This window comes from Paenibacillus oenotherae (assembly GCF_019443105.1).
Taxonomy (GTDB): Bacteria; Bacillota; Bacilli; order Paenibacillales; family Paenibacillaceae; genus Paenibacillus_Z; species Paenibacillus_Z oenotherae.
In genome coordinates, this window is the sequence record NZ_JAHZIJ010000009.1 from 113,980 (window position 1) to 137,521 (window position 23,542).

A 23,542-nucleotide genomic window follows, 5' to 3' on the forward strand; every position below is an offset into this window, starting at 1 on the left:
TTTCTCAGCCTCCTTGAATGACCAGTTTTCGTTTGCCCAGATGCCAGATCATGACTGCAGCTGCTGCAAGCAGCGCGATCCACACGCAGCCTTTGGCCAACATAACGCCGATCTCTGCATACTTCGCCTTTCCCAGCAAAACGGACAACGGCGCATAATAAACGAGGTCGAACGGCAGCCAATCCATAACGGCACGCAGCTCGCGAGGAAAAAACCATAACGGAATCATTAAGCCTGAGAAGAAATTCATCACATGGGTAAGCATAAATTCCAGATGGAATGTGCGAATATACCAGAAGCTGCTCATGCCGACGATGAATGTCATCAGGAAAAATGTCGTAAATGCCATGATTAGCATGATCATAAACACGGGTATCGCCTCTATATTCGGCAGCGGAAGCCCGAGCACGAAGTGGCTCACAATCAATACGGGGATGATCTCGAACAGGATCATGAACACCTTGGAGCCAAGCGTCTCGAACAGCAGGGAGCGAAACAGCCCAATCGGACGGATAAGTGCAGTGACGATATGGCCCGTCTGGATTTTATCGCTGAGTGAATAAATGTTGCCGTTGGCAACCATCAGGCCGATCAAGCTGCTGTAAACGACATACATCCACATCTCCTGCAGCGATGCCTGCGTAATCTCCATTTGAAACGATTGCGCTCCCTTGTATAAAGCTGTCCATAAGGAAATCTGCACGAAAATGCCGATCAATCGCTGAAAGGTCGTCACGAACGTATGAAAACGGTAAACCGTACTGCTCTGTACCGCATTCAGCATTAATTTGTAATACACGTTCATTGTGCCTCCCCAAGCCCGCAGCTTGTGGAATCCTGGTAAATATCCCTTATCACGTCTTCCACCTCAGCCGGTTTGATTTCGAAATCGTGGACTGCGGTCCGTTCCATGAACCACGCCAGAATAGAAGCAGGTTTAGCCTGGCGCTTGTCATAGCGAAGCTGGATCGAGCCTGACTCTGGATGATAAGTAAAATCTGTAACCCCCAGATGGCTGATATCCCGGTCAAGCCCGATTTCGTGATCAACATGCAGAATCATTGTTTCACCCGCACTGTAGTCGGATTTTAGCCGATCCAGATCGCCGTCGAACATTTTCCTGCCGTTATTGATAATAATCACACGCGAACACAGCTTCTCCACATCAGACATATCATGCGTAGTAAGCAGAATCGTTGTTTGGCGCTGGGCGTTCACTTCGAGCAAAAACTCCCGGATTTTCTTCTTTACAACAACATCGAGTCCAATAGTAGGCTCGTCTAAATATACAATGGAAGGATTATGCAGCAGAGCTGCGCACAGATCGGCCCGCATCCGCTGGCCTAAGCTCAGCTGACGCACGGCGACATGCATGAAATCCTGTATGCCGAGCACATCAGTGAACAGCTCCATGTTCCGCTTGAAGTCCACTGCTGGTATATTGTACATGCACTTCATAAGCTCGAACGTTTCGGAGACGGGGATATCCCACCACAGCTGGGAGCGTTGGCCGAAGACAACACCAATCTTTCTCGCATTCTCCCTCCGGTTCTTGTACGGAATCTCGCTGTCGACCCGCACTTCTCCGCTCGTTGGCACGAGGATGCCGACCAGCATTTTGATAGAGGTCGATTTCCCCGCTCCATTAGGGCCCAGATACCCGACAATTTCACCCCTTTCAATAGTGAACGAGATATGGTCTACAGCCGTCTTCTCCTCATAGCGGCGATTGATCAGATCGCGAATCGCACCTATTGCCCCTGTCCCGCGGATCGGCCTGCTGAACGTTTTCGTTAATTGATCCACCTGAATGATTGACATTCTATCTCACCTCTGCGAAATAATGATAAAATGAATATATAAATAAACCTTCCATGTGGATAGATACAAAATCGCAGAAAATAACTGGGACAGATGGTGACGAATGTTAAGCTTGATGCCGCCTTTAATGAAGCAAAGCCGTACGCCGATTTACCTGCAGCTCTATACTTTTATCAAAGAGGAAATTCTGTCCGGACGCCTGCAAGCCGGGTGCCGTCTGCCCCCGATCCGGGAGCTGGCACATACTCTTTCCATCAGCAAGAATACCGTCAGCACAGCCTACCAACAGCTAATTGCAGAGGGCTATGCCGCAAGCAAGGATCGCAGCGGGCTTTACATAACCATGCATTCGGATTCATTCTCTGATTCGATGGCGGCCATGATCGCTGTACCGGAGAAAATTTGGCGAAGGCCCGATCCGGACGAGCACGTTCGATGCAATTTCTACTCGGGCCCGATCGATACATCAGCATTTCCGGTCGACATCTGGAAGAAGTGCTTGCTGGACGCCTTGTATTCCCCTGTCAAAAATTCGCTGGGCTACAGCACCTCACAGGGTGATTACGAGCTGCGCGAAGAGCTCGCGGAATACCTGTTTCAGTCACGGGGAATCCCCTGTTCCCCGGATCAAATATTCCTGTCCTCGGGAACCCAGCATTCGCTCAGCCTGCTGTGCCAATATCTTCAATTATCAGGACAGAGCATCGCCATGGAGAATCCGGGGTTCCGCGGCACGCGCGTTGTATTCCAGAATCTGGGCTGCTCACTGGACGATATTCCACTTGATGACGATGGCATTGGGATCGACCAGCTATACGCTTCCTCAGCGGGCATGGTCTATGTCACGCCGTCCCACCAGTTCCCGATGGGGATGGTGATGCCCGTTCATAGACGCCAGCAATTGCTGCAATGGGCACATGAAAGGAAGGCCTGGATTATCGAGGATGATTATGACAGTGAATTCCGCTATCATGGTGAACCGATTCCTGCCATGAAAGCGATGGACAGCTATGATCGGGTGATTTACCTGGGGACCTTGTCGAAAATATTTCTTCCTTCTGCACGGCTCAGCTATATCGTCGTGCCCCGTTCGCTCGTCGCAGTCTTTCAACAGAAGAACCAATTCTACAATCAATCCGTTTCCTTGCTGGTGCAGCATGCTGTACATCTCTTCATGAGAGACGGACATTTCACCAGACACGTCCGCCGGATGAGGAAAATATACCAGTCCAAATACGAAGTCTTAACCTCCGCGATTGGCCGGTTCATGAACGATAACGTCACGATACTTGGACATAATGCGGGCCTGCATCTTCTATTGAAGCTGAATGCTGCATTCAATGGTGCGGATCTATTCAGAGCCGCCCGGGATGCAGGCATCATGATCGAGCCGGTTACCAATCACTGGTCAGGGCCGGAGGATGCGTATGCGAATACGTTCATCCTTGGGTTCGGGGCATTGTCGGCGGAAGAGCTGGAAGACGGTATCCAGCAGCTGGCGGAGATGTGGTTTGGCTCTGAATAAAGACACGGGGCTATCCAGAAAATCCTTTTAGAAATCTCAGCTCCCACTTTAAGAAGCGGTACGATGTGGAATGCCTGCGTTCATTAGCCTGTTGACGTAGTCCAGAGGACGATCCGTCATTCGAACGCCGAGACAAACAAGGTACGAGATACGAGATACGAGATACGAGATGCCAGCTAGACGAAACATGCGAAACTGCAGCTTTTTTCTCGCATCTGACTCCACGAAGGTGAAATGCCTGCCAGAGGGCAGGTATTTCACCTTTGTTTCCCCTTAACGGCCGATTTTTGCTCAAATTCATGCTTCATCGCAGGAATATTACCATTATGGCGTCTTGTAACCGAAATTCATGCACATTCGCAGGCTTCTTACTCGGTCACCCTACCTTCAAACCACTTGGAGAAGGGGTTATTCCCCATATACAACAAAAAAGATGCTTTCAGTCCCATTTTTTAGTAGTTTTGGGGGCATCTTTGCACATCATTTGGGACTGACTCATTGGATATTGGACCTTTCGGACAGCGTAATGATTTGCCAGCTATTTTCCCATTCGATTACTCGTGCAACAACTCGTCTCTGAAGCGTCCCTCAGCTGTGCAGCTCCTGACTTTATCGGGATTAACAACGAAATACAATCCTCGGAACACAGTATTCTGCGGCTCCATCTCCAACATCAGCAGAGCGGCTGGAGTCCCCTTCTCGTAAAATACTACACCTGGTTGACCGTTCAGGACGGCCATTTGATACGCCAGGTGCGCATAGCGTTTAGCAGACACCCCCATCAAGAAAGCTACCACTCTATCCCTGCCATAAAGCGGATTGATCGCCGTGTTGACCTTCCCGCCTCCATCGGACACCAGGATCGACGTGTCAGTCAATAATCGGATTAATGCAGACGAATCCCCGCTCTGAAATGCTCTTACAAACTGCTCAACGAGCGATGTCATATGCGCTTGGCCCGTTAGTGATCTTGATCGATTCGGATCCAGTTTCTTTTTGGCCCGGCTGTAGATTTTACGGCAGTTGGCCTCTGATTTGTCCACCAGTTGAGCAATCTCCGAATAGGGATAATCATAACCCTCCCGCAGTACAATAATCGCCCTTTCCACCGGTTCCAACTGCTCTAACAAGATCATAAAGGCATAAGATAACGATTCACGCTGCTCCGCCATCTGGTGCGGCTGCTGCCAATCCTTATCGGATGTCGGCTCAGGCAGCCAGACTCCGGGGTATACTTCCCTCTTCTTCCTTGCTGATTGAAGCACATTCAGACAGCGATTAGTCGTCGCACGTGTGAGATAGGTCTTCACATGCTCAATCGTATCCAGATTCTCGTGAACATCCAGGAACAGCTCCTGAACAACATCTTCCGCATCCGAGACCGACCCTAGCATATGGTACGCCACCGAATGCAAATAGGGATAATAGGAAGAATATACCGTATTGAAATCTGCCATCACAGCATCCCGCCATTTTCAAATTTATATGTGGAAATAAATGGTTATATTACTCATTAATAATTGTACATGGGTATACGGTAAATAGCTATACATACATCCCCCATTTCGCATGTATTCATGTGGAAAGTGGATACATGATTGTATCTGTACTAGCTCATTGTGCTCTGCACGGAAATCGGCCAGCTTCCGTACATTTTTTTTAGAATAGCACTTTTTGTCACAAAATGATTCCCTCCCTTGTCTATATGATGCTTACACCAACTTATATGGAATGGGGAGATTAAACATGAACACACGATTTGATTATTACAAAGCCTGTCCTGAAGCGACGGAGACGATGTTAAAGCTGGAGGAATTCATTAAAGGCAGTGGATTGGATACGACGCTATACGAGTTAATCAAGCTGCGAGCTTCGCAAATCAATGGGTGCTCTTACTGCATTGACTCCCATACGAGCGACCTGAAGAAAATAGGGGAGACAGACCAGCGCCTCTATCTGCTGCCAGTATGGAGAGAGGTCCCATTTTATACCGAGAAGGAATGTGCTGTCTTGGCATTAACCGAAGCCGTGTCGCTCATATCTGAGGCCGGTGTACCAGATGATGTGTATGACCAAGTGATGAAACATTTCGACGAGCGGGAATTCATGGTGCTCATCATGGCCATCAACACCATTAATAGCTGGAATCGAATCGGAATTTCGACACGGTTACTGCCCAAGCAGAGATAACGGCTGTAGAAAGGAAAGGAGGATTGGAATGGAGCCGACGCAGACGCCCTCTCCCTTACACAACCGAAGCATCGTCTTGCTTTTTATCTGTTGTGGAATATTTATGGTTTATCTGGATTCAATGATCGTGAATGTCGCCCTTCCCTCGATCCGCAGCGACCTGCATGTCGGCATATCCAGCTTGCAGTGGGTGATTGACGCCTACACGATTGCTTTTGCCTGTCTTCTGCTGACGGCGGGAAATCTCGGAGATAGTATAGGCCACAAGAAAGTATTCGTTTCCGGCCTGATCGGGTTCACTGTAGCTTCTCTGCTCTGCGCGTTCGCTCCCTCGATCGGCATTCTGCTGATCGGGAGAGCCCTGCAAGGCATGATGGGGTCCATGATGATTCCCGTCTCATTGGCCATCATTAGAGGGATTTATCAAGAGCCCGCCTCCAGGGCGAAGGCGATTGGAATTTGGGCAGGCATAGGCGGACTCGCCTTAGCGGTTGGGCCTGTTGCGGGAGGGCTGCTGGTCGAGCATTTCGGCTGGCAGAGTATCTTTTGGATCAACATTCCACTCGGATTGTTGTCTGCAGTCGTATTGAGCCGGGTCTTAAAGGAAACACGGACGAGACGACCCCAGAAGCAGGATCTGCCGGGACAAATCTTGTTTATTGCCGGTATTTCTGCTCTCACCTACGCCTGCATTGAAGGAAATTCTCTTGGCTGGTTTTCAAGTCCTATCTTGCTGGCAATCGGGAGTGTTGTCGTATGCTTGATTCTTTTTGTACGATGGGAGTTGAGATGCGAGGAACCGCTTATTCCGCTCGATTTCTTCCGGAACCGAATTTTCAATGTGGCGTGTACCGTTAATTTTTTCGGCTTTTTCGGCATGTATGTCGTCATTTTTCTATTAACGTTGTATCTTCAAAACATTAATCACTATTCTGCTCTTGAGACCGGCATCCGCTTCTTGCCTTTGACGATCAGTATAATGGTGGCCTCCTTCGTAGGCAGTACGATCGCCTCCCGTATCGGATATCTGAAGCTCATCATTGGAGGAACCTTCATGGTCGGAGTCGGGGTCCTCGTTCTTACGGTGTTAAAGGAGGGGAGCGGTTATCTCACGTATGGCTGGGCCCTTGCACTCGTCGGCATCGGCGTTTCTTTCATCGGAGCCGCTTCGACAATCGCGCTCATCGAAGCCGTTCCGCCGGAACGCGTTGGTGCTGCATATGGTGTCACCAACACGTTTCGTCAGCTAAGCGCAGTTTTTGGGGTCGCCTTGTCGGGCGCATTAATATCGCAGCACATGGATGCATCTGCACTTGAAATCACTCCAGAAATATTCATCCAAGGATTTAGAAGTTCATTTTATATCGCCGGTATTGCAAGTTTGATTGCGGGCATTTGTGCTTTTGTCTTCCTCGGGAATCGTACGCGCGCGCAGATCAAGAAAGATGTGGCACAATAAGCACGGATGTTCAGATACACAAAAAGTGGCTTCACTTCTCAGGAGTGAAGTTGCTTTTTGTCATCACATATGAAAATTAGCCTTTGAAGGCTTTGAGCACGATCACAGCATTATGCCCACCAAAGCCGAAAGAATTAGATAGCCCTACGTTCAATGCGGCTTCACGAGCTTCATTGGGTATATGGTCCAGATCACACTCAAGATCTTTCTGCTCCTGGTTAATTGTCGGGGGGATGATGTTTTGCTGAAGGCTTTTAACTAGAGCGATGGCCTCTACTGCACTAGAAGCTCCCAACAGATGGCCAGTCATGGACTTATTTGCTGTAACCGGAATCCGGCGGGCGGTTTCCCCGAATAGCTTTTTAATCGCTAAAGTTTCCGACCTATCGCCGATTTCTGTGCTAGTAGCGTGTGCACTGATCACATCCACTTCATCGAGGCCGATGCCAGCTTCTTGAATAGCCAGTTTCATGGCCATATAAGCGCCTTTCCCCTCGGGATGCGTTGCCACCACATGGTAAGCATCGGAACTGGCTCCATAGCCGATAACTTCAGCATAAATTCGAGCATTTCTTCGCAAAGCATGTGTAAGCGACTCCAGAACCAAGATTCCTGCGCCTTCTGCCATAACGAATCCGTCTCGGCCTGCATCGAATGGACGACTGGCTCGGGCAGGCTCAGCGTTCCTGGTAGATAAAGCCGTTGCATTGCCAAAACTCGCTAAAGATAATTCTGTGACAGCGGCTTCAGTCCCTCCGGCAAAAATGATATCCGCGAGTCCTGAACGGATGATTCGGTATGCCTCTCCAACCGCCGTATTTCCGATTGAACACGCCGTTACAGGAGATAAGGTTGGTCCCAGTGCACCGTATTTAATACTAATGTGAGCCGCCGCCATATTCGATATCATCATGGGTACTAAAGTCGGGCTTACCCGTTCCGGCCCACGTTCTCGAATAATCGCAGCTTGATCGAACAAAGTCTGAATGCCCCCGGTACCAGAGCCTACATATACACCCATACGTTCCTGATCAACCTGTTCCAGAGAAAGCCCCGAATCCTCCCATGCTTGCTCAGCAGCAGCCACAGCAAATTGACAAAAACGATCCATACGTCGTGCTTCTTTTCGCCCGAATCGTCCCTCTGCATCAAAATCCCGAACCAATCCAGCTATTTGGGATTTATATCTAGAAACGTCAAATGTATCAATCAATGAAATTCCAGATTTCCCTCTTATTAATCGATTCCAGTAACTTTCTATCGTGTTCCCAAGCGGTGAAACCACACCCATACCCGTAATAACAACCCTTTCCATTACTGTTGTCCTCCTTTATTCTAAGTCAAGTTAATATTATTTTGTTCTATATATTATCCTATTACAAGTTATGGTTTATCATAGTATAATGAGTAACATAATAAACGAAATAAAAAGGTGAATTGATAGTATGGATCGTACAGTAAGACTCCAAACACTATCTGCTTTTTTGAAGTCAAAAAGGGCGAAAATTTTCCCCGAATCTATTGGGCTCACTTCAGGCAGCCGCAGAAGAACACCAGGCCTCCGAAGGGAAGAAGTCGCCCAACTGGCAGGGGTCAGCACCACTTGGTATACGTGGCTTGAACAGGGGCGAGATATAAGAATGTCCGCATCGGTGTTGGATTGTATCGCAAATGCGCTGCAATTGACCGCTGATGAACGCAAATATGTATTTGCTTTAGCACTGGAGTCGGGTTTAGGGGCCGCATCGTCGAAGGAAGAACAGACAGAAATCAGCCCGTCTTTAAAAAAGATTATGAACGAGCTGCAATTTTGCCCTACCATCATAACCGATAGACGTTATTTTATTGTCGGTTGGAATGAGGCGGCAGCGCACGTTTTTTTAGACTTCGAACAAATTCCGATCGATCAGCGCAATATGATTCGTTTGTTGTTCACAAGGAAAGAGCTTCAAAGATTGGCGGTTAATTGGGACCATTTTATCAGGGGATTTCTTGCTATCTTTCGTGCTTACTATGGTCAATATATGGAGGATGATTGGTACGATCGGTTTCTTGAGGAAATGAAGCTTGTTCACCCCGATTTCGACCATCTATGGCAGCAAAGCGAGGTGAAATCGGCTCCGGAGGTTTTGATCGAATTTCGTCATGCAAAAGCAGGAAAGATGCTGTTTAATTTGACGTCCCTTCTGGTTCAAGGTAGTTCAGATTTGCGCTGCAGCATCTATACTCCTGCTGTTGATTCCACAACAGAAAACAAGTTGCAAAAATTAATGGGCCGTAAATAATCAGCAAACCAGAGGCGCTGAATGCGGGGGCTTAGAGCACATTATCTTTTGTATGCTTTCTGCAATTCCGCAAGATCAAATTTCTTCATTTTAAGAAATGCTTTTGTTATAGAAGCAACTTGCTCCGGCGTACCCTTGCTCATCATCTCATCCATCTCTCTCGGTACGATTTGCCAGGACACACCATACTTATCTTTCAGCCAGCCGCATTGCTCGGCTTCAGGAACCTCAGAGAGCTTCCCCCAGTAGTAGTCAATTTCATCTTGTGTGTCGCAATACACCATGAATGAAACTGCCTCGTTGATACTAAATTGATGCTCGTGCGCGCTGTCCATTGCGGCAAACCACTGATTTGCCAGCATGAAATCGGCGAACATGACCGTTCCTTCTTTGTCAGGTTCCATGCCTTTGGGGTAGCGAGCGGTAAGTCCCTGCTTGGAGTTCTTAAATACGGATAAGTAAAAATGAATCGCCTCTTCCGTTTTGCCGCATTGATCACCGACAAACAATATCGACGGTATGATTGCAGGACGTACTTCACCTTCCGGGTTGGTAAGAATCAACTGCCACGTCAAACCATACTTATCCTGAATCCAGCCATATCTCTCACTGAACGGATACTTATCGAGCGGCATTAACGCTGTCCCACCATCAGATAGCTTGTTCCAAACCTCATTAATTCTCTCCCTCGCATCTTTGTCACGGGACGGGTCAAAATTAACCATGAAAGACACAGACGGATTGATTTTAAAATAGGGTCCTGCGCTGATCGCCATGAACTTCTGACCCCATATTTCAAAAGAGACTAGATCGCTATCGCCTGATGGTGTGTCAAGTAATGTGGTTACATTCGTAATTTTAGAGTCCGGGAACAAGGAAACATAAAACTCTGCTGCTTCCTTGGCCTCCTTGTCGTACCATAAATGCGGAACGATTGTTTGATCTGTTAAACTGATTGACATGATTCAACAGCCCCTTTATGGAGGAATTTTGACAACCCTATATTGTTATATACCATAAATGAGCTGTTCAAACACAGATTTCGGTTCAACCCGTTATACATAATCCTGAAAACATTTCATCCTCCGCAAAACGCATTTAAGAAAATACGGGGTATGCCCATTCACTTATCTCCGCTCCCACATACGATGGTTTAGCCTATCAATGTAAGGAGTGACAAGAAGAACATGTCATTTATGCCACCTCCACCTCCAACTCCCCCAGGATTCCCAGGGCAGCCGGGACCGTCGGCACCACCGGGAATTATGGCACCCAGTTCGCCTCCCCCGGGTTTTATCCCTCAGCAACCTGCGGTTTCGCCCTTTGCTGTCGACCCGGGAGCGATTGCTCGTTGTTTGTTTCGGAATACGTATGTTTGGCTCGTGAATGGAAATCAATTCTGGTTTTACCCGGTTTTCGTAGGTCGCACCTCGGTTTCGGGGTTTCGGTGGAACGGAAGGGTTTGGCTGTATACCGGATTGAGCTTGCAATCCATCCAATCCTTTACATGTTTCTAAATGAACACGGGAAAAAGCTCCGTTCCACGAGGAACGGAGCTTTTCTTGTCATAAAAGGAGCCTTCGTGTGCCGGATTCATGTGTTGGCCACATATACTCTGCCTCATGCACGCCGAGAACTGCGCAAGATGCAGCAAGTCGGAGGAGCCGTACAACACACTGCGTGAGGGGACTCTGAAGTCATTCCATCGGCGGCGGCAGACATTCCTGCGAATCGGCATGCTTTTTCTCTTTCCAGCCTGCTTAATACCGAATGCCTGCCAACGCGCAGGCATTTGGCCATATTTTTCCGATAGCGACCCAATCCGCCGTATATTCCTGCATGATCGCAGGCATTCTGCCCTCAACGGCTTCTTTTAGCTGAAATTCCTGCACTTTCGCAGGCTTCCCCTCACTCTACTAGCCGGATCTGTTGTAGTCAGATACAGCCACACGTTTGCAGCCTAGTTAACGGGAAGCCCGCCGGTTCTTGCCATGTGTGAACCAATCTTCGGCAGAAGCGGGACAGCCGCTTGTATGGCATCCATTACAGAACTTAGAAGCTGGCTGCAACCTCTTTTGCTTTAACAATCGCTTTTTCTTTGATCGCTTGGCCTTGGTCTTGCGATAAAGCCATGCCTTCTACAAAAATAGGTTCAAAGGAAGGAATTCCGTAGAACAGCGAGATTTTCTTCAGGTAGCTAAAACCGCTTTCCATCGCAGCAGCAGGACCCTCGGAATACACTCCGCCGCTAGCTTGGATATGCAGTCCTTTTTTGTCAGTAAGCAGGCCTACAGGACCCTCCGGCGTATATTTGAACGTTTTGCCCGCAACGGAAACAGCATCAATGTACGCTTTCAAAACGGGCGGGAATGAGAAATTCCACATCGGAGAAACAAAAACATACTTGTCCGCAGCAACAAACTGATCCACGAGTTCACCTAAACGTGCTACTTTTGCCTGTTCAGCATCGGATAGTTGGTCAAAAGCACTTCCTGATTGAAGTTTACCCCAGCCACTGAATACATCAGCATCAATTGCAGGAATATCCAGATTGAACAGATCAAGACGAATGACTTCATCCGAAGGATTCGCTTCGCTATACGCGTTAATGAACTCTTCACCTACAGCAAGACTGAACGATGTTGAGTGATCATGCGGGTGTGCAGTAATATACAGTACAGTTGACATTATTATAACTTCCCTCCAAGTTTAATGGTTGCTTTACTATTATAACTTTTTTTAAGTTAATTTCAAATAGTAATTTAATAATTATATTTGGCATTCGAATGGACGCATGTATGAATATGATCTCCAATGAGAGCAGGTATAACAAATGGATAATTTACCACAAAACCAAAATACTAAAGCAGGAAAGTCCAATAGAAAACCTAATTAATTAAAGGGATACTAAAATTCAGTACACAGGAGGTAATTATGGGCAGATTAGTTCATTTTGAGGTTCATGTTGATGATATGGAGCGTGCCAAGACGTTCTATGGAGAGGTATTCGGATGGACCTTTGAGGATTGGAGCAGCTATGCGGGAATGCCCTATTTTGGAGCTGTAACGGGTGACGCAAACGCGCTTGGAATTAACGGGGCTTTGGTGAAGCGCCAAGGGCCTTCCCCGGAGCAAGGCCAGCCTGTGAATGGCTATGCATGTACGATGGGTGTAGAAGACTACGATGCTACGGAAGCGAAAATTCTTAATCATGGAGGCAAAATCGCATTACCCAAGTACGCCCTTCCTGGAATGGCGTGGCAAGGCTATTATATCGACACGGAAGGCAATATTTTTGGCATCCATCAACCAGATGAGAACGCCAAATAGACTTGCCTTGTATTTTTCTCACCAAGGGGCTGTCCGAAAAGTCCAATATCGAATGATCAGTCCCAAATGATATGAGGATGCCTCGAAACCACTAAAAAGTGGGGCTGGAAGCATCCCTATCATTGTATATAGCGACTTAGTGGGGACTCTGAAAGCATCTAACAACTTTCTGGACAACCCCTTCTCCAACTGTTATGAAGGCAGCGTGACAGAGTAAGAAGCCTGCGAATGTGCAGGAATTTCGGCTGCAAGACCCCATAATGGTTAAATTCCTGCGATCATGCATGAATTTGAGTAAAAATCGGCCGTTAAGGAGAAACAAAGGTGAAATACCTGCACTCTGGCAGGCATTTCACCTTCATGGGGTCAGAAACGAGCAAAAGGCTGCCGTTTCGCAGGTTTCGCCTGGCTCGCAGCTCGCTTGTCTCGGTGTTTGAGTTACTGATCGTCCTCTGGCGAGGAGTACGTTAACTGTCCCATGATCGCAGGCATTCCACATCGTGCCACTTCTTAAAGTGAGTTGAGATTTCCAAAAAGGACTTTTTGGCCAGTCCTTGGTGATGGGGGCGAGCTGTGATTCAGCAAATCTACAATCCGCCGTAATACTTCCGATACTCCTGCTCCAGAAGCGATTCGCTTAATTCACCGCACGCAAGCTCTTTGGAGGAAATACACAATCCTGCACAGATCGTGCCCAGCCTCAAGCTCTCCTCCACCGATTTTCCGTTCATGAATCCGTATAGATACCCCACGAAGAAATTGTCTCCAGCCCCGTTCGCATCAACAAAAGGATAATCCGGTATGATCGGTGTTTCCAACCATTTGCCCTCCTTTGTCAAAGCAGTTGAGCCTCCTTTGCCATGGGTGCAAACAACCAATTCTTTCCCTTGTGCGATCCACTTCATCATCACAGCTCGATAATCATCCAACTGATCGGAGCTTAAGAAGATGGTATCGGCAATTTCGATATAATCTTCGTGGTAAGGATTGCCCAAGTCATAATCGTGCAGGTCCGTCCAGACAGGCTTACGATGCTTCTTCACAAGCGGTATAAGCTGCTTCGTATATCCGATAATATTAAGGACAACGAGATCACATTGTTCAATACATTGCTCCAGCCTAACCATATCAAGAGGCAGCTCCACAGAGGATTGCGTAACAAAAATCGAGATTCGGCCTCCCTGCGGATCCATCAGGTTCACATGTCTCTCCGTTCCATTGGGATCGAAATCATAGATGAAATGTACCCCTTCCTTCTCAAGGTCGTCGATAATCTTGTGGCCGTAGGGATCATTTCCGATAATCGAATGAAGTATGGGGCTCCTGTTAAGCTTCGATAGAGGAATAGCCTTGCCCGCTCCGGTCGAGCCCATCGTTTCATGAAAGGGAGCATAATGGATCGTTTGCGGCTTAGGCTCAGGCAGTTGCGGCAAATAAATGATAGAGTCATACGTTGTACCGCCGATAATCAGTATCTTCATTCTTTTATTGTTCTCCTTTGCGGACGTGGCATAGTTGTTGTATTTTTTGTTTCATCGCAGCATTAATAGAAAATTCACGATCGAGAAAATTCAGAATCGCTTCCGCAGACTGCGGCAAGTTGTTATACCCGGCTATGCACTGCGAAAGTATTGGAGCATGCTGCTTATATCTGAACTCAAATCGCCGATGGATCATGAAACGATCCTCCGTGATAGCTTGCGGCTTCTCGATCAATGCAATCAAATCCAGCACCCGATCGACGGCGAATCTTTCAATAAAGGCATGGGCGCATAGCTGTTCCCCCCGATGATACCGGCACAAGCCTACATACAGATTGGTAAGCGCTTCACCGATCAGCCATTCTGTATCGGGCGCTTTATGCCCTTGACCCTCTGAAGGAAGGGAGCATTCGGAGATGGTATAGTCGTCGGACTTCCAAACCACTCTCCCGCCAGTATAAGCAATTTCCTGCAGCCTTTGGGGCTCAAACACGGCGTACTCGCAAAAAATCCCATCCTGGTAAAGGAGCTTGCAGCCGTCTTCCGTATTTTTAAAACGATAAGCGATCGGACCTTGTTCTTCCAGCCAATCGAAGTGCTCCAGAAACCGCTCCTTCGTCCCCTCCTTGCAGATCACGAAGAAGTCAAGATCGGAATACTCATCCAGGCGATTGAGCTCCGATCCCACGGAACCTACTCCCAACAAGGCGAGGCCTTCAGGCCTCCGGCTTACAGCATCCGCGATTCCATCCAACCGCTCTAGCAGATGTCCTTTCATATTCATCTAATCACCCTTTTTATGTTCGATATCTATCTAATTCGATTGTATGCGAATCCGATCCCCTTATCAAGAGGGATGCCCCTGTTTGACACTTGATTGGTCCTATTTTATAATTAACCGGATTAGATCATTATCTAATACAATGAACCTTGAAAGAGGGTTTCACTCATGGCCCCATCCCAACCAATCACGCTGCACATTCATCCGCCATTCGAGTATCTCTACTCCTTGTTTGCTTTGGGGACCAAAGAGCATTACTATACGATGATTCGTGAATGTGATCTGGAGCCGAGCAGGCAAATCGTAACCGCTCTTGATGAAATGAGCGCCGGCTTATCCGTTTATTTGGAGCGGGAACTGGAATATTTTTTCGATCTGTCTGGCTTAGGTTACATTCTTTATAAATACATCTTGTCGCATCCGGAGCTGACAGAGGTAACTTCGCTTCTGAACGTGCTTCAGAGGTCTGATGCCACCGCACTGGCATTTCATATCGTGAGCAGCGTCGGGAAGAACAAGATGCCTCAGGCACATACGAAGCAATGGGATAAACTGCAGCATAGTGCCGCAGAGATGCTTCAGCTTGTCAATGGGGTCGAGTTTCAAGATCCTGTAAGGCGTGAGCGTGTCATCGAAAGCCTCCGCAATCCGGAGGAAACCAAACAGCGGTTCTGCTGGCTGCTGACACAGGTCTATACCCGCTGCTACTCTCCGCTGGAGAGTCGAATCCTGCAATGGATCTCAGACGAACAAGGGAAGTATCAGAGCATGCTGGATGAGAACCCTTCTGCTTTCGTGGAGCAATATATGAACCTCGAAGCCAGCCGACAGCCGGATCTCCATATCCATCTAAGCTTCTTTAAATATGTAAGCTGGCACCATTATTCACTGTATGATAAAGAAGACAGCCCGGACTGGTTTATTCTCGGCGCCTATTCGGATCAGCTCTTCCGGAAAAATATTTTTGCCGACAAGTATTCGAGTTTCTTCAAAGCATTGTCGGACCCCAACCGAATTGAAATTCTGAAGCTGTTGTCCAAGCGGCCATGGTTCGGGCAGGAGCTTGCGGAACAGCTGCAGATTACGCCTGCAACCGTGTCGTATCATATGTCCTTTCTGCAGAAAATCGGTGCGGTCACTTTTCAGCGCGCAGATAACCGCTCCTACTATTCCCTTAACGGAGCAAAGCTGATCAAGCCGCTCGAGGAATTTAGTCACTATTTTCAATAGAAATCCACCCTTAGCGATGAGGCATGATCGCAGAATCCCGGCTGCCTTTTCACGATGGACGCGCCAGCTCATACTCATCCACATCCAAACAAGTCGCTTCGCTTATTGAAGATCCTCTGCAGCAAAAAAGGTATAATCCCTCATTATTTCGAGGAGATTATACCTTTTTTTGAGATCGTTCAGCACGCCTATAGGGGTTTTTGCATTTTATGATTCTGGAATCGACATGCAGTGAGCTTCAATGATCACAACGGTTTGTTGACGGTCGAATCGATGATTAACCATATCCACCGTAAAATCCTCGGCTTTCTTTGTATCCATCTTAAAGTGCAAGTCATTATAAAGTAGAAATATAACCAGTGCTGTAAATGCTGTTCGTTTATTTGCGTTGTGAAAAGGATGGTTTTGCCCCAGCGATTCGAATAAAGCAGCAGCTTTCTCAAAAATAGTGGGATAAGCATCTTCACCAAAGACTGAAGATTGAGGTCGATGGACAGCTGATTCGAGCATTCCTGGTTCTTTTACTCCTATATGTTCACCCGGGCTATAACGTTGAATCATGGCTACATTGATAGCTATCACTTCTTGGACGGATAGATAGCGGATGGATGTCATCTGTCTTTAAGCCCGCGAAGCGTTTGATCGTATTCCTCAATGACATCAGTCAATTTATCCATGAAGTCCGTACTAATTCCGTCAGGTAAGGAAACTTTCGTCGATTTCCTAATGACGATTTCCCCTGTGTCTGGGCTAACATCGATGCTGACTGTATCACCCTGATCCAATCCAATTTGCTTCAAAGCATCAGTCATGGTTATACCTAGGCTGTTGCCGAATTTGGTCACTTTTCGTTCCATCTCAACCATCCTATTCATTAGGGTCCCTCCTTATCATCCTATTCAATTGTTATAACAATTATACATGAATTGATTTGATGTTCAACGAAAAATATTTGGACTCCTCCTTGCAACGACTAGTTTATCGGGTAGTTGTTTTCTGTCATAGGTTCGCAATGAGTGATATGTATTACAATGATAATAAATAAATCAAACTCCTTAATAACATTTCATAGGTAGGATTGTAATAACGCATGTATAAAGGGGGAGGATTAGTATCTAAATCCTCAATTTGGAGTGGGTCTGTTTGAAACATATAGGAAATATGATCCCAAGCGGTGTGCCGTGAAATTTTGGAACTTTTGCGTGGCAACGAGTGCGAGGACGCATGGTTGATTTTATTAGCAAGCATTCGAATATTATTAAACCGAATCGTACTATTGTCTTCGGACAGGGGTTCAAATCCCCTCGCCTCCACCATTAAAAACCCTGTACGTGATTTCCGCGTCATAATGGTTGATATCAGTGGACGATTGGATCACGATACGATCTACATATTCCTGAAGGACTTCCTTCTTATCGTTTTCATCCGATGAGTTCAGGGAGTTCTTTTTATTTTCAAGGACTTTATAAACTAGCTCTTCATCTACTGTCTTAGCTTTATCCATTAACTCCGCGCGTTGTAATGCAAAGAGCAGAGCTTCTTTACGCTGTTCAGCCTGTTTGATGTTATCGATTACACTCATTACGCCTGCCCCGATAGCTGTTGTCCAGTTCTTTATTTGAACGTTCAATTCAGATAGTTCGCGCTTAATAGGTTCGACGTCACTCATGGACTGTTTTTTCTCACGCAAATAAAGTTCTTGCACTCGCTTTGCGATATCCAACATGCCTTCATTTGTGAAGCAGTTGTATACAAGTTTCTCCATGACCAACTGTTCGAGATCTTCTTTGCGCACACTGGTATTTCCGCACTTCGCCTGACACTTATAATAGGTCAGCAAAGTGTTTTCGCTACTCTTACTGTTCTTATAGGAGTTCCCAGAATATAAAGCGCCACAATTCCCGCAGTAGACTTTCCCGCTCAACAAATAGACCACCTTCGCCTTCATCCTTCCCGGGGTGCGTTTTCGGCTTTTAAATTTCTCATTTACCCGATCCCATTGTTCGGCTGATATAATCGCAGGAATGATACCTGGAATGATAGTTTGTTCGCTCTCTGGCTTCTTTTTATTGGTGTTGCGCTTTCCCTCCTCATCTTTAGCAGATGACGCATTATAAACGTAGTCCCCTTTGTACTTGCGGTTGGTTGCCCAGCCATAAAAACTATTGGCGGTAAACTCTTCTCCTGTTTGTGTACGAAATCCTTCTTCGTTTAACCGAGCTGCAATTGCCGGATTGGGCACATCATTATCAATGCCATCGAAATAAATTTGAACAGCACGGTAGGTACGTTCGTCTATTTCGTACTTTCTCGTTTCTGGGTTTACTCTTAGTCCGTATGCAGGGCGACCACCTGTATGAATACCAAGCTCCGCGTTTACAAACATCCCCTTCATTACTTCCCGGGCCAGATTCAAACTATAGTATTCGGCCATTCCTTCTAATACTGACTCAAGGATGACTGATTCGGGAGAGCCATCTAGTTGTTCCAATACCGATTCAACTTTTATTCCATTCTTTTTCAGTATGCGTTTATAATGAGCGCTGTCATACCGGTTGCGGGCGAAGCGATCCAGTTTATGCACAACAACCACATCGAATAAGCGTTTGTAACTGTCATCAATCATGCGCTGAAACTCTGGCCTGCGATCGACGGTGCCAGTTAACTCTTCATCTGGATAGATATCAACGATTACATAACCTTTTTGTTGGCAATATGCTTCTATGGCTCTCATTTGAGCAGTAATGGATTCTTCACGTTGATTGTCTGAGCTGTATCGAGGGTAGGCTGCTGCTCTGATTAATTTATTTATTTGCATGTAGCACCCTCCCAATTCGTTACATTTAAAAATTAGGGTTCGTATTGAAATTTGCACTCATAACATCCGTTATGCAAATGATAAATTGCTCGATGTCTGTCATCAGGAACGAGGGAGTATACTTTTCTCCACGAATCTTGTTAATACGCCGCTTTACCATTGGAAGATAGATTCCTATGTGATTCGGCTTATCATACCTGGTGATTAATTCAGCCTGCTCAATAGTCAAGCTAATCTGATCGTCAAGGAAGTCCTCATAAGCATACGTACAAGTGGGGGAGGGGGATGGAACGAATAAACTTGTGGCGCTCCAATCAATTCTTCCTCTCTGAAATTTAACGATTATCCATTTGGGAACTGAACAATCATAGTAAATGGACGTTCTTTCAATCATACGTCAAACTCAACCTTCTTTACTTGACCCTGAATCATTACTTCATTGATCGGCAGAATTCGAGGCGGAACATTTCTGTTCGAAGCTCGCAGGACAACGGTGTCACCTTCGTAATAAACCCTCTTGAGTGTGCCTTCCTCGCCGTCAACTATAACGACAGCAATCTTTCCTTGTTCGCAGTTGTTCTGGCTCTTAACAAGTACCCTCATGCCCTCATGTATGCCTTCTTCGACCATGGAGTCCCCTTTTACTATTAAGTAAAAATATTCCCCGTCTTGCATTGAATCTTTAGACATAATCTCGTACCCGACAATATCTTCACGAGCGAGCGAATTATACCCAGCCCGGATCTCCCCGTATATAGGCACTTCGACCATCTCCATCCCTAAAAATGATTGTGCCCCTTGAGTTAGTTGGGATACAGATACTTCGAGTGCTTCAGCGATGTCTGAGAGGCGGTTCATATCAATTTTGATCTCACCGTTTTCATACCGCTGTATTGTTTTCTTAGTTAATCCGATTTTTTCAGCAAGAGCCTGTAAACTATAATTTCGCAGATCTCTATACTTTTTTATGTTTTTGCCCACATGTATGTAAAATAATTTCGAGTCGCTTGAATTGGTCATTTCAAATTCCCCTTCATTAAATGGCTTGATAATAGTTAACCACAAAAAGACACGAAATGCAACAATAATGTTATTTCGTGTCTTTTTAATGTTGACGGTAGTTGGAAGTGATGGTATTCTGATTGTGTCATATAAAGACACGAAAGGGGTGAAGATAAAATGGCTGAACCTATCAAACTTACTGTTAAAGCAGCTCGTGTAAATTGTGGAAAAAAGAGTAAAGATGTGGCGGATAGTTTGGGGTTGTCTGTCACTGGTTACTCAAAGAAAGAGAATGGACATGCTCGTTTCTATGTTGACGAAATTGTAAAGCTGGGACAATTGTTGGATGTTCCATTTGAAAATTTTTTTGAAGTAGAGTGTCATAAAAAGACACAAAACAACAAGGGCGGTGTGATGTGAAGAATAATATTACGGCCACCGTTGAAACTGTCCTCCATCCAAACCCACAGCGCCTTGTAGAAATGTGGGCGAGGATTGTTCTGAAAGAGTTGATTCGGATCGAAACCGGACAAGGAGGAGAACACACTGCAGAACAATCTAGCTAAACTGCTAGACCTAACGCAATCAACAACAAGTAAGTGTTACGCGGTGAACATCCATATCGTAAGCGGCATCGGAGTAGATGTGTTTATCCTCCAGCGTCAAAAAGATAAACATAGAGTGGTTGAGGCCTTTTTTGGAGTGGGAAAATGCCCATCAAAAATGAAGGCAGCTTTGGATGCTGTACAGGCTATACATGACGGCAAATATACGGGAGGGGATTAGATGAACCTTGTACGCATTGAAAACGGCAGGCCGGTAACAGACAGTTTGACGGTAGCTGAGACATTTGGTAAAGAACATCGTCGTGTCATGCAGGACGTAAGGGAGTTGGAATGCAGCGAAGAATTCAATCAGCACAATTTCGTGCAGATTGACTACACCGATTCAAGGAATCGCACATACCCAAAATACCTTATCACTGAACAGGGATTCGCTTTTCTTGTCATGGGATATACCGGCAAAGAAGCAGCTCGCTTCAAGGAAATGTACATTTCGGAATTCGGCAGGATGCGCGAGCAGCTTCAAAGACCAGTAGCCTTGGACAGCCAGGCAGCTATATCCATAGCACTCCGGCAGACAGCGGACATGATGGACAAGCTGCCGCAGATAGAGACGCGCCTTGAGGAAATCGACAACAAGGTTGAGACCCAAATCACTCTCACCCAAGGTGAACAGCGCCGTGTGCAGAGGGCCGTTAGTTCTAGGGTATATGAGTTCCCTGCTGACACAGAAGAGCGTTCCAAGCTTTTCCGGGAGTTGTACCGGGACATTAAGGACCGTTGGGGTGTACCGAGCTACCGCGATGTGCTGCGAAAGGATCTACAGTCAGTTATCAAATATGTGGATGCGTGGCATCCACGAAAGGAGGTCTAACATGAGAATGAGAGATCGTGTTGCTCAACTGCTGGCTTACAAAGAAGAGTTGGAGGCGCTGATTCTGAATTTAGAAGCGCGCATTACGGCGCTAGAAAAGGAAAACACGCTGTTAAGTCTGTATGGAAGGAGGTCATAGGAAAGTTGGACAAAGACATCATTGAACAACTAATAGGCCGTCCAATGAACGAGGAAGAGGCACAGACGGTTGAATGGCTGAACGGCTGGGATTTTTCAACAAAGGTGAACATCATGCGCCTGCTGCAGGCTGCACATCAAAACGGTTTGGGGGTAACGCATTATGCCTTTGGGGACTAGACAGGAGCTGCATTGGAGGAAGTGTGAGCTCCAGCGCATCCGCTGGAGGATTGAGAACGGGAGAGTGGCGATTGATCCGTCCGTCAAACCAGCAGCATTATGCTGGCTTGATGGAGAGATCAACGCATTAAATCTGGCTATTGCGGGGTAGGAGCCGCATGAGCCTGCAATACAAATCAAATAATGCCGTCAGTATAGCGTATATTTGGCGGCGTGTAAATGGGAGGAATTATTTTGCATATTAAACGGATTGAGATAAAAGACTGGATCGGCATTAAGGAACAATCCTTCTCGCCGGGAAAAATCACGAAGATTATCGGGGACTCTGGCACTGGCAAGACAAGCATTATCGAAGGCATGGAGAAGGCCCTTACTAATAAAAGCAGGCGGACGGAAGTCATTAGCCACGGCGCGGAAGAGGCGGAACTGCTTGTTGAGCTGGAGGATGGTTTGCAGATCGTGCGCAAGGTGCGCTCAGAGAAAGCGGACTATTTGAAGGTGAAGCACGACAGCAAAGCCGTCTCCAGTACGGAGGCATTCCTCCGGAAAATGATCAACGGCGATATCTTCCGTCCTATCGAATTTATTCAGCAAGACGTCAAAAGGCAAACCGAAATCATTCTAAATATGCTCCAGATCGGCTGGACGGTAGATGACATTAAGGCATGGTTCGGGGAGGTCCCAGAGGCGGACTACCAGTTGCATATTCTTCAAATTCTTAAGCAGATTGAGGCCGGATACTACGCGGAACGTGAAAGCTTGAACCGTGAAATCACGTTACTCAAAGCCAATATTGAAGGTATTAAACGCAATCTGCCGGCCAATTACGACGGCGAACAATGGCAGACTGTCAACCTTCAAATGTTGTACAAGCAGCTATCTGATGCAGATGAGTCCAACAAACGATTGGCGGAAGCGCAGTCTCTCATTGACGGGCTGTCGCTTCGGTTCGACGATATCAGGCGCCGTTCCGAGACGGCTACCGAGTCGAAGCGACTCGAATATAGCCGGCAACGTGATAACCTTGGCGGCGCAATCAAGCGGCTTGAGGACAATGTGCAGCGCGAGCAGGCGGTCATTGACGACGCCGACCGGCGCATAGCGGATTCAGGCGTAAGGCTGGACGCGGAGATGGAACAGGCGATTGAGCGCTTGCGGTTGCAATACCAAGCGAAAAAGCAGTCAGAGCGCGACGGCATCCGGCAAGAAGTCGAACAAAGCCAAGTATTTGCCGCGGAATATAAAGAACAAATCGCGACGAAACGTACGGAGCTTTCGGGCTTGTCGGAGCTCGAACGCCGAGACTTGGACAAGATTGTCGACCACGAGGCTAACCTGATTGCAACAGAGAGGGCTAAGTCTGGAAACGCGGAACAGGTCATTAAGGATACGGTTTACGTGGATCCAGCCCCACTTAAAGCTGCAGCGGACGAAGCTGCCGGCATGAAAGAATACCTCCGAGAATGGCAACGGATGAACGACATTATCCGGGAGAAGTTGGCACCGAAGGAGAAGCAAAGTGCGGAGCTGACGGCCAAAATTCAAACGGCTCGGGATTTGCCGATGGAATTGCTCAAGACCGCGGCGTTGCCGGTGGATGGGCTGTCCGTGGATGCGCAGGGGCGGATCCGGATTGACGGAACACTGATTGATGGATTGTCGGAAGGCGAGGCGTGGGCGTTTGCCTTTAAGCTTGCCAAGGCTCAGGCGGGCGAGTTGAAGGTCATCTGCATCGATGGATGGCAAAACCTCGGCAGCCGCCAGCAAGAAATCATCGCGGCAGCTCAGACGGACGATTACCAGTACTTTCTATTGTCCACGATTGAGGGACAACCTTTGAAAATTGAATCGGTGGAGGGGTAAGC

Annotated in this window: 25 protein-coding genes; 13 read left to right on the plus strand and 12 right to left on the minus strand. The window is 47.0% G+C overall.

What is annotated here, in order from left to right; all coding sequences use genetic code 11:
• Nucleotides 1-4: 4 nt before the first annotated feature.
• Complete coding sequence (locus K0T92_RS14215; protein WP_219873137.1) at nt 5-799, minus strand: ABC transporter permease; 795 nt, start codon at nt 797-799, stop codon at nt 5-7.
• Between the two features lie 2 nt (nt 800-801).
• On the minus strand, nt 802-1,821 hold the full coding sequence (locus K0T92_RS14220) for an ABC transporter ATP-binding protein (protein ID WP_219873138.1): 1,020 nt from the start codon (nt 1,819-1,821) through the stop codon (nt 802-804).
• A gap of 103 nt (nt 1,822-1,924) precedes the next feature.
• On the opposite strand from K0T92_RS14220, the gene pdxR reads away from it, so the two are divergent.
• Nucleotides 1,925-3,346, plus strand: a complete 1,422-nt coding sequence (gene pdxR, locus K0T92_RS14225; RefSeq protein WP_219873139.1) for a MocR-like pyridoxine biosynthesis transcription factor PdxR — start codon at nt 1,925-1,927, stop codon at nt 3,344-3,346.
• A 554-nt stretch (nt 3,347-3,900) separates the two neighbouring features.
• Here pdxR and sigJ read toward each other — a convergent pair.
• Nucleotides 3,901-4,803, minus strand: a complete 903-nt coding sequence (sigJ, locus tag K0T92_RS14230; RefSeq protein WP_219873140.1) for an RNA polymerase sigma factor SigJ — start codon at nt 4,801-4,803, stop codon at nt 3,901-3,903.
• A gap of 289 nt (nt 4,804-5,092) precedes the next feature.
• Here sigJ and K0T92_RS14235 point away from each other — a divergent pair, with 289 nt between their 5' ends.
• Nucleotides 5,093-5,536, plus strand: coding sequence for a carboxymuconolactone decarboxylase family protein (locus K0T92_RS14235; RefSeq protein ID WP_219873141.1), 444 nt, complete (start codon nt 5,093-5,095; stop codon nt 5,534-5,536).
• 28 nt (nt 5,537-5,564) lie between these two features.
• Entirely contained in the window at nt 5,565-6,995 is a 1,431-nt protein-coding gene (locus tag K0T92_RS14240) for an MFS transporter (protein ID WP_219873142.1), read from the plus strand.
• Nucleotides 6,996-7,071: 76 nt separating this feature from the next.
• On the opposite strand, the gene fabF is transcribed toward K0T92_RS14240, so the two are convergent.
• The gene (fabF, locus tag K0T92_RS14245) at nt 7,072-8,310 is read right to left on the minus strand and encodes a beta-ketoacyl-ACP synthase II (protein ID WP_219873143.1); all 1,239 of its coding nucleotides are present in this window, start codon (nt 8,308-8,310) and stop codon (nt 7,072-7,074) included.
• Between the two features lie 130 nt (nt 8,311-8,440).
• Here fabF and K0T92_RS14250 point away from each other — a divergent pair, with 130 nt between their 5' ends.
• Nucleotides 8,441-9,280, plus strand: a complete 840-nt coding sequence (locus K0T92_RS14250) for a helix-turn-helix transcriptional regulator (RefSeq protein ID WP_219873144.1) — start codon at nt 8,441-8,443, stop codon at nt 9,278-9,280.
• Between the two features lie 41 nt (nt 9,281-9,321).
• On the opposite strand, the gene K0T92_RS14255 is transcribed toward K0T92_RS14250, so the two are convergent.
• Nucleotides 9,322-10,242 carry a VOC family protein gene (locus K0T92_RS14255; RefSeq protein ID WP_219873145.1) on the minus strand — a complete coding sequence of 307 codons (921 nt, stop codon included), beginning with the start codon at nt 10,240-10,242 and terminating at the stop codon, nt 9,322-9,324.
• Nucleotides 10,243-10,467: 225 nt separating this feature from the next.
• Between K0T92_RS14255 and K0T92_RS25515 the strand changes: the two genes are divergently transcribed.
• Nucleotides 10,468-10,797: a transporter gene (locus K0T92_RS25515; protein WP_343223708.1), complete on the plus strand. Its 330-nt coding sequence runs from the start codon at nt 10,468-10,470 to the stop codon at nt 10,795-10,797.
• 535 nt (nt 10,798-11,332) lie between these two features.
• Here the strand turns inward: K0T92_RS25515 and K0T92_RS14260 are convergent.
• Nucleotides 11,333-11,968 (minus strand): FMN-dependent NADH-azoreductase, encoded by a 636-nt coding sequence (locus K0T92_RS14260; RefSeq protein WP_219873146.1) that lies wholly within the window; start codon nt 11,966-11,968, stop codon nt 11,333-11,335.
• A gap of 246 nt (nt 11,969-12,214) precedes the next feature.
• On the opposite strand from K0T92_RS14260, the gene K0T92_RS14265 reads away from it, so the two are divergent.
• Nucleotides 12,215-12,610: a VOC family protein gene (locus K0T92_RS14265; RefSeq protein WP_219873147.1), complete on the plus strand. Its 396-nt coding sequence runs from the start codon at nt 12,215-12,217 to the stop codon at nt 12,608-12,610.
• A 587-nt stretch (nt 12,611-13,197) separates the two neighbouring features.
• On the opposite strand, the gene K0T92_RS14270 is transcribed toward K0T92_RS14265, so the two are convergent.
• Both K0T92_RS14270 and K0T92_RS14275 read right to left on the minus strand, forming a co-directional pair.
• Entirely contained in the window at nt 13,198-14,091 is an 894-nt protein-coding gene (locus tag K0T92_RS14270) for a carbohydrate kinase family protein (protein WP_219873148.1), read from the minus strand.
• 4 nt (nt 14,092-14,095) lie between these two features.
• On the minus strand, nt 14,096-14,875 hold the full coding sequence (locus tag K0T92_RS14275; RefSeq protein ID WP_219873149.1) for a hypothetical protein: 780 nt from the start codon (nt 14,873-14,875) through the stop codon (nt 14,096-14,098).
• 165 nt (nt 14,876-15,040) lie between these two features.
• On the opposite strand from K0T92_RS14275, the gene K0T92_RS14280 reads away from it, so the two are divergent.
• Nucleotides 15,041-16,102, plus strand: coding sequence for an ArsR/SmtB family transcription factor (locus tag K0T92_RS14280; RefSeq protein WP_219873150.1), 1,062 nt, complete (start codon nt 15,041-15,043; stop codon nt 16,100-16,102).
• Nucleotides 16,103-16,309: 207 nt separating this feature from the next.
• Here the strand turns inward: K0T92_RS14280 and K0T92_RS14285 are convergent, their stop codons facing one another.
• From K0T92_RS14285 to K0T92_RS14300, 4 genes are all read right to left on the minus strand, one after another.
• Complete coding sequence (locus K0T92_RS14285; RefSeq protein ID WP_219873151.1) at nt 16,310-16,717, minus strand: type II toxin-antitoxin system death-on-curing family toxin; 408 nt, start codon at nt 16,715-16,717, stop codon at nt 16,310-16,312.
• A complete protein-coding gene (locus K0T92_RS14290; RefSeq protein ID WP_219873152.1) occupies nt 16,714-16,977 on the minus strand; it encodes an AbrB/MazE/SpoVT family DNA-binding domain-containing protein in 264 nt (87 codons plus the stop codon). Before K0T92_RS14290 ends, K0T92_RS14285 begins: the two co-directional genes overlap by 4 nt.
• A gap of 419 nt (nt 16,978-17,396) precedes the next feature.
• Nucleotides 17,397-18,920, minus strand: a complete 1,524-nt coding sequence (locus K0T92_RS14295; protein ID WP_219873153.1) for a recombinase family protein — start codon at nt 18,918-18,920, stop codon at nt 17,397-17,399.
• A 390-nt stretch (nt 18,921-19,310) separates the two neighbouring features.
• Nucleotides 19,311-19,940, minus strand: coding sequence for a LexA family protein (locus K0T92_RS14300; protein WP_219873154.1), 630 nt, complete (start codon nt 19,938-19,940; stop codon nt 19,311-19,313).
• Between the two features lie 159 nt (nt 19,941-20,099).
• Between K0T92_RS14300 and K0T92_RS14305 the strand changes: the two genes are divergently transcribed.
• From K0T92_RS14305 to K0T92_RS14325, 6 genes are all read left to right on the plus strand, one after another.
• Nucleotides 20,100-20,342: a helix-turn-helix transcriptional regulator gene (locus tag K0T92_RS14305; protein WP_246628158.1), complete on the plus strand. Its 243-nt coding sequence runs from the start codon at nt 20,100-20,102 to the stop codon at nt 20,340-20,342.
• Between the two features lie 366 nt (nt 20,343-20,708).
• Nucleotides 20,709-21,359 (plus strand): Rha family transcriptional regulator, encoded by a 651-nt coding sequence (locus K0T92_RS14310; protein ID WP_219873155.1) that lies wholly within the window; start codon nt 20,709-20,711, stop codon nt 21,357-21,359.
• Nucleotides 21,360-21,366: 7 nt separating this feature from the next.
• Entirely contained in the window at nt 21,367-21,498 is a 132-nt protein-coding gene (locus K0T92_RS25305; RefSeq protein ID WP_281423150.1) for a hypothetical protein, read from the plus strand.
• A 5-nt stretch (nt 21,499-21,503) separates the two neighbouring features.
• Nucleotides 21,504-21,677 (plus strand): hypothetical protein, encoded by a 174-nt coding sequence (locus tag K0T92_RS14315; protein ID WP_219873156.1) that lies wholly within the window; start codon nt 21,504-21,506, stop codon nt 21,675-21,677.
• Nucleotides 21,661-21,828: a hypothetical protein gene (locus K0T92_RS14320; RefSeq protein ID WP_219873157.1), complete on the plus strand. Its 168-nt coding sequence runs from the start codon at nt 21,661-21,663 to the stop codon at nt 21,826-21,828. Before K0T92_RS14315 ends, K0T92_RS14320 begins: the two co-directional genes overlap by 17 nt.
• Nucleotides 21,829-21,911: 83 nt before the next feature.
• Nucleotides 21,912-23,540 (plus strand): AAA family ATPase, encoded by a 1,629-nt coding sequence (locus tag K0T92_RS14325; protein WP_219873158.1) that lies wholly within the window; start codon nt 21,912-21,914, stop codon nt 23,538-23,540.
• Nucleotides 23,541-23,542 lie beyond the last annotated feature (2 nt).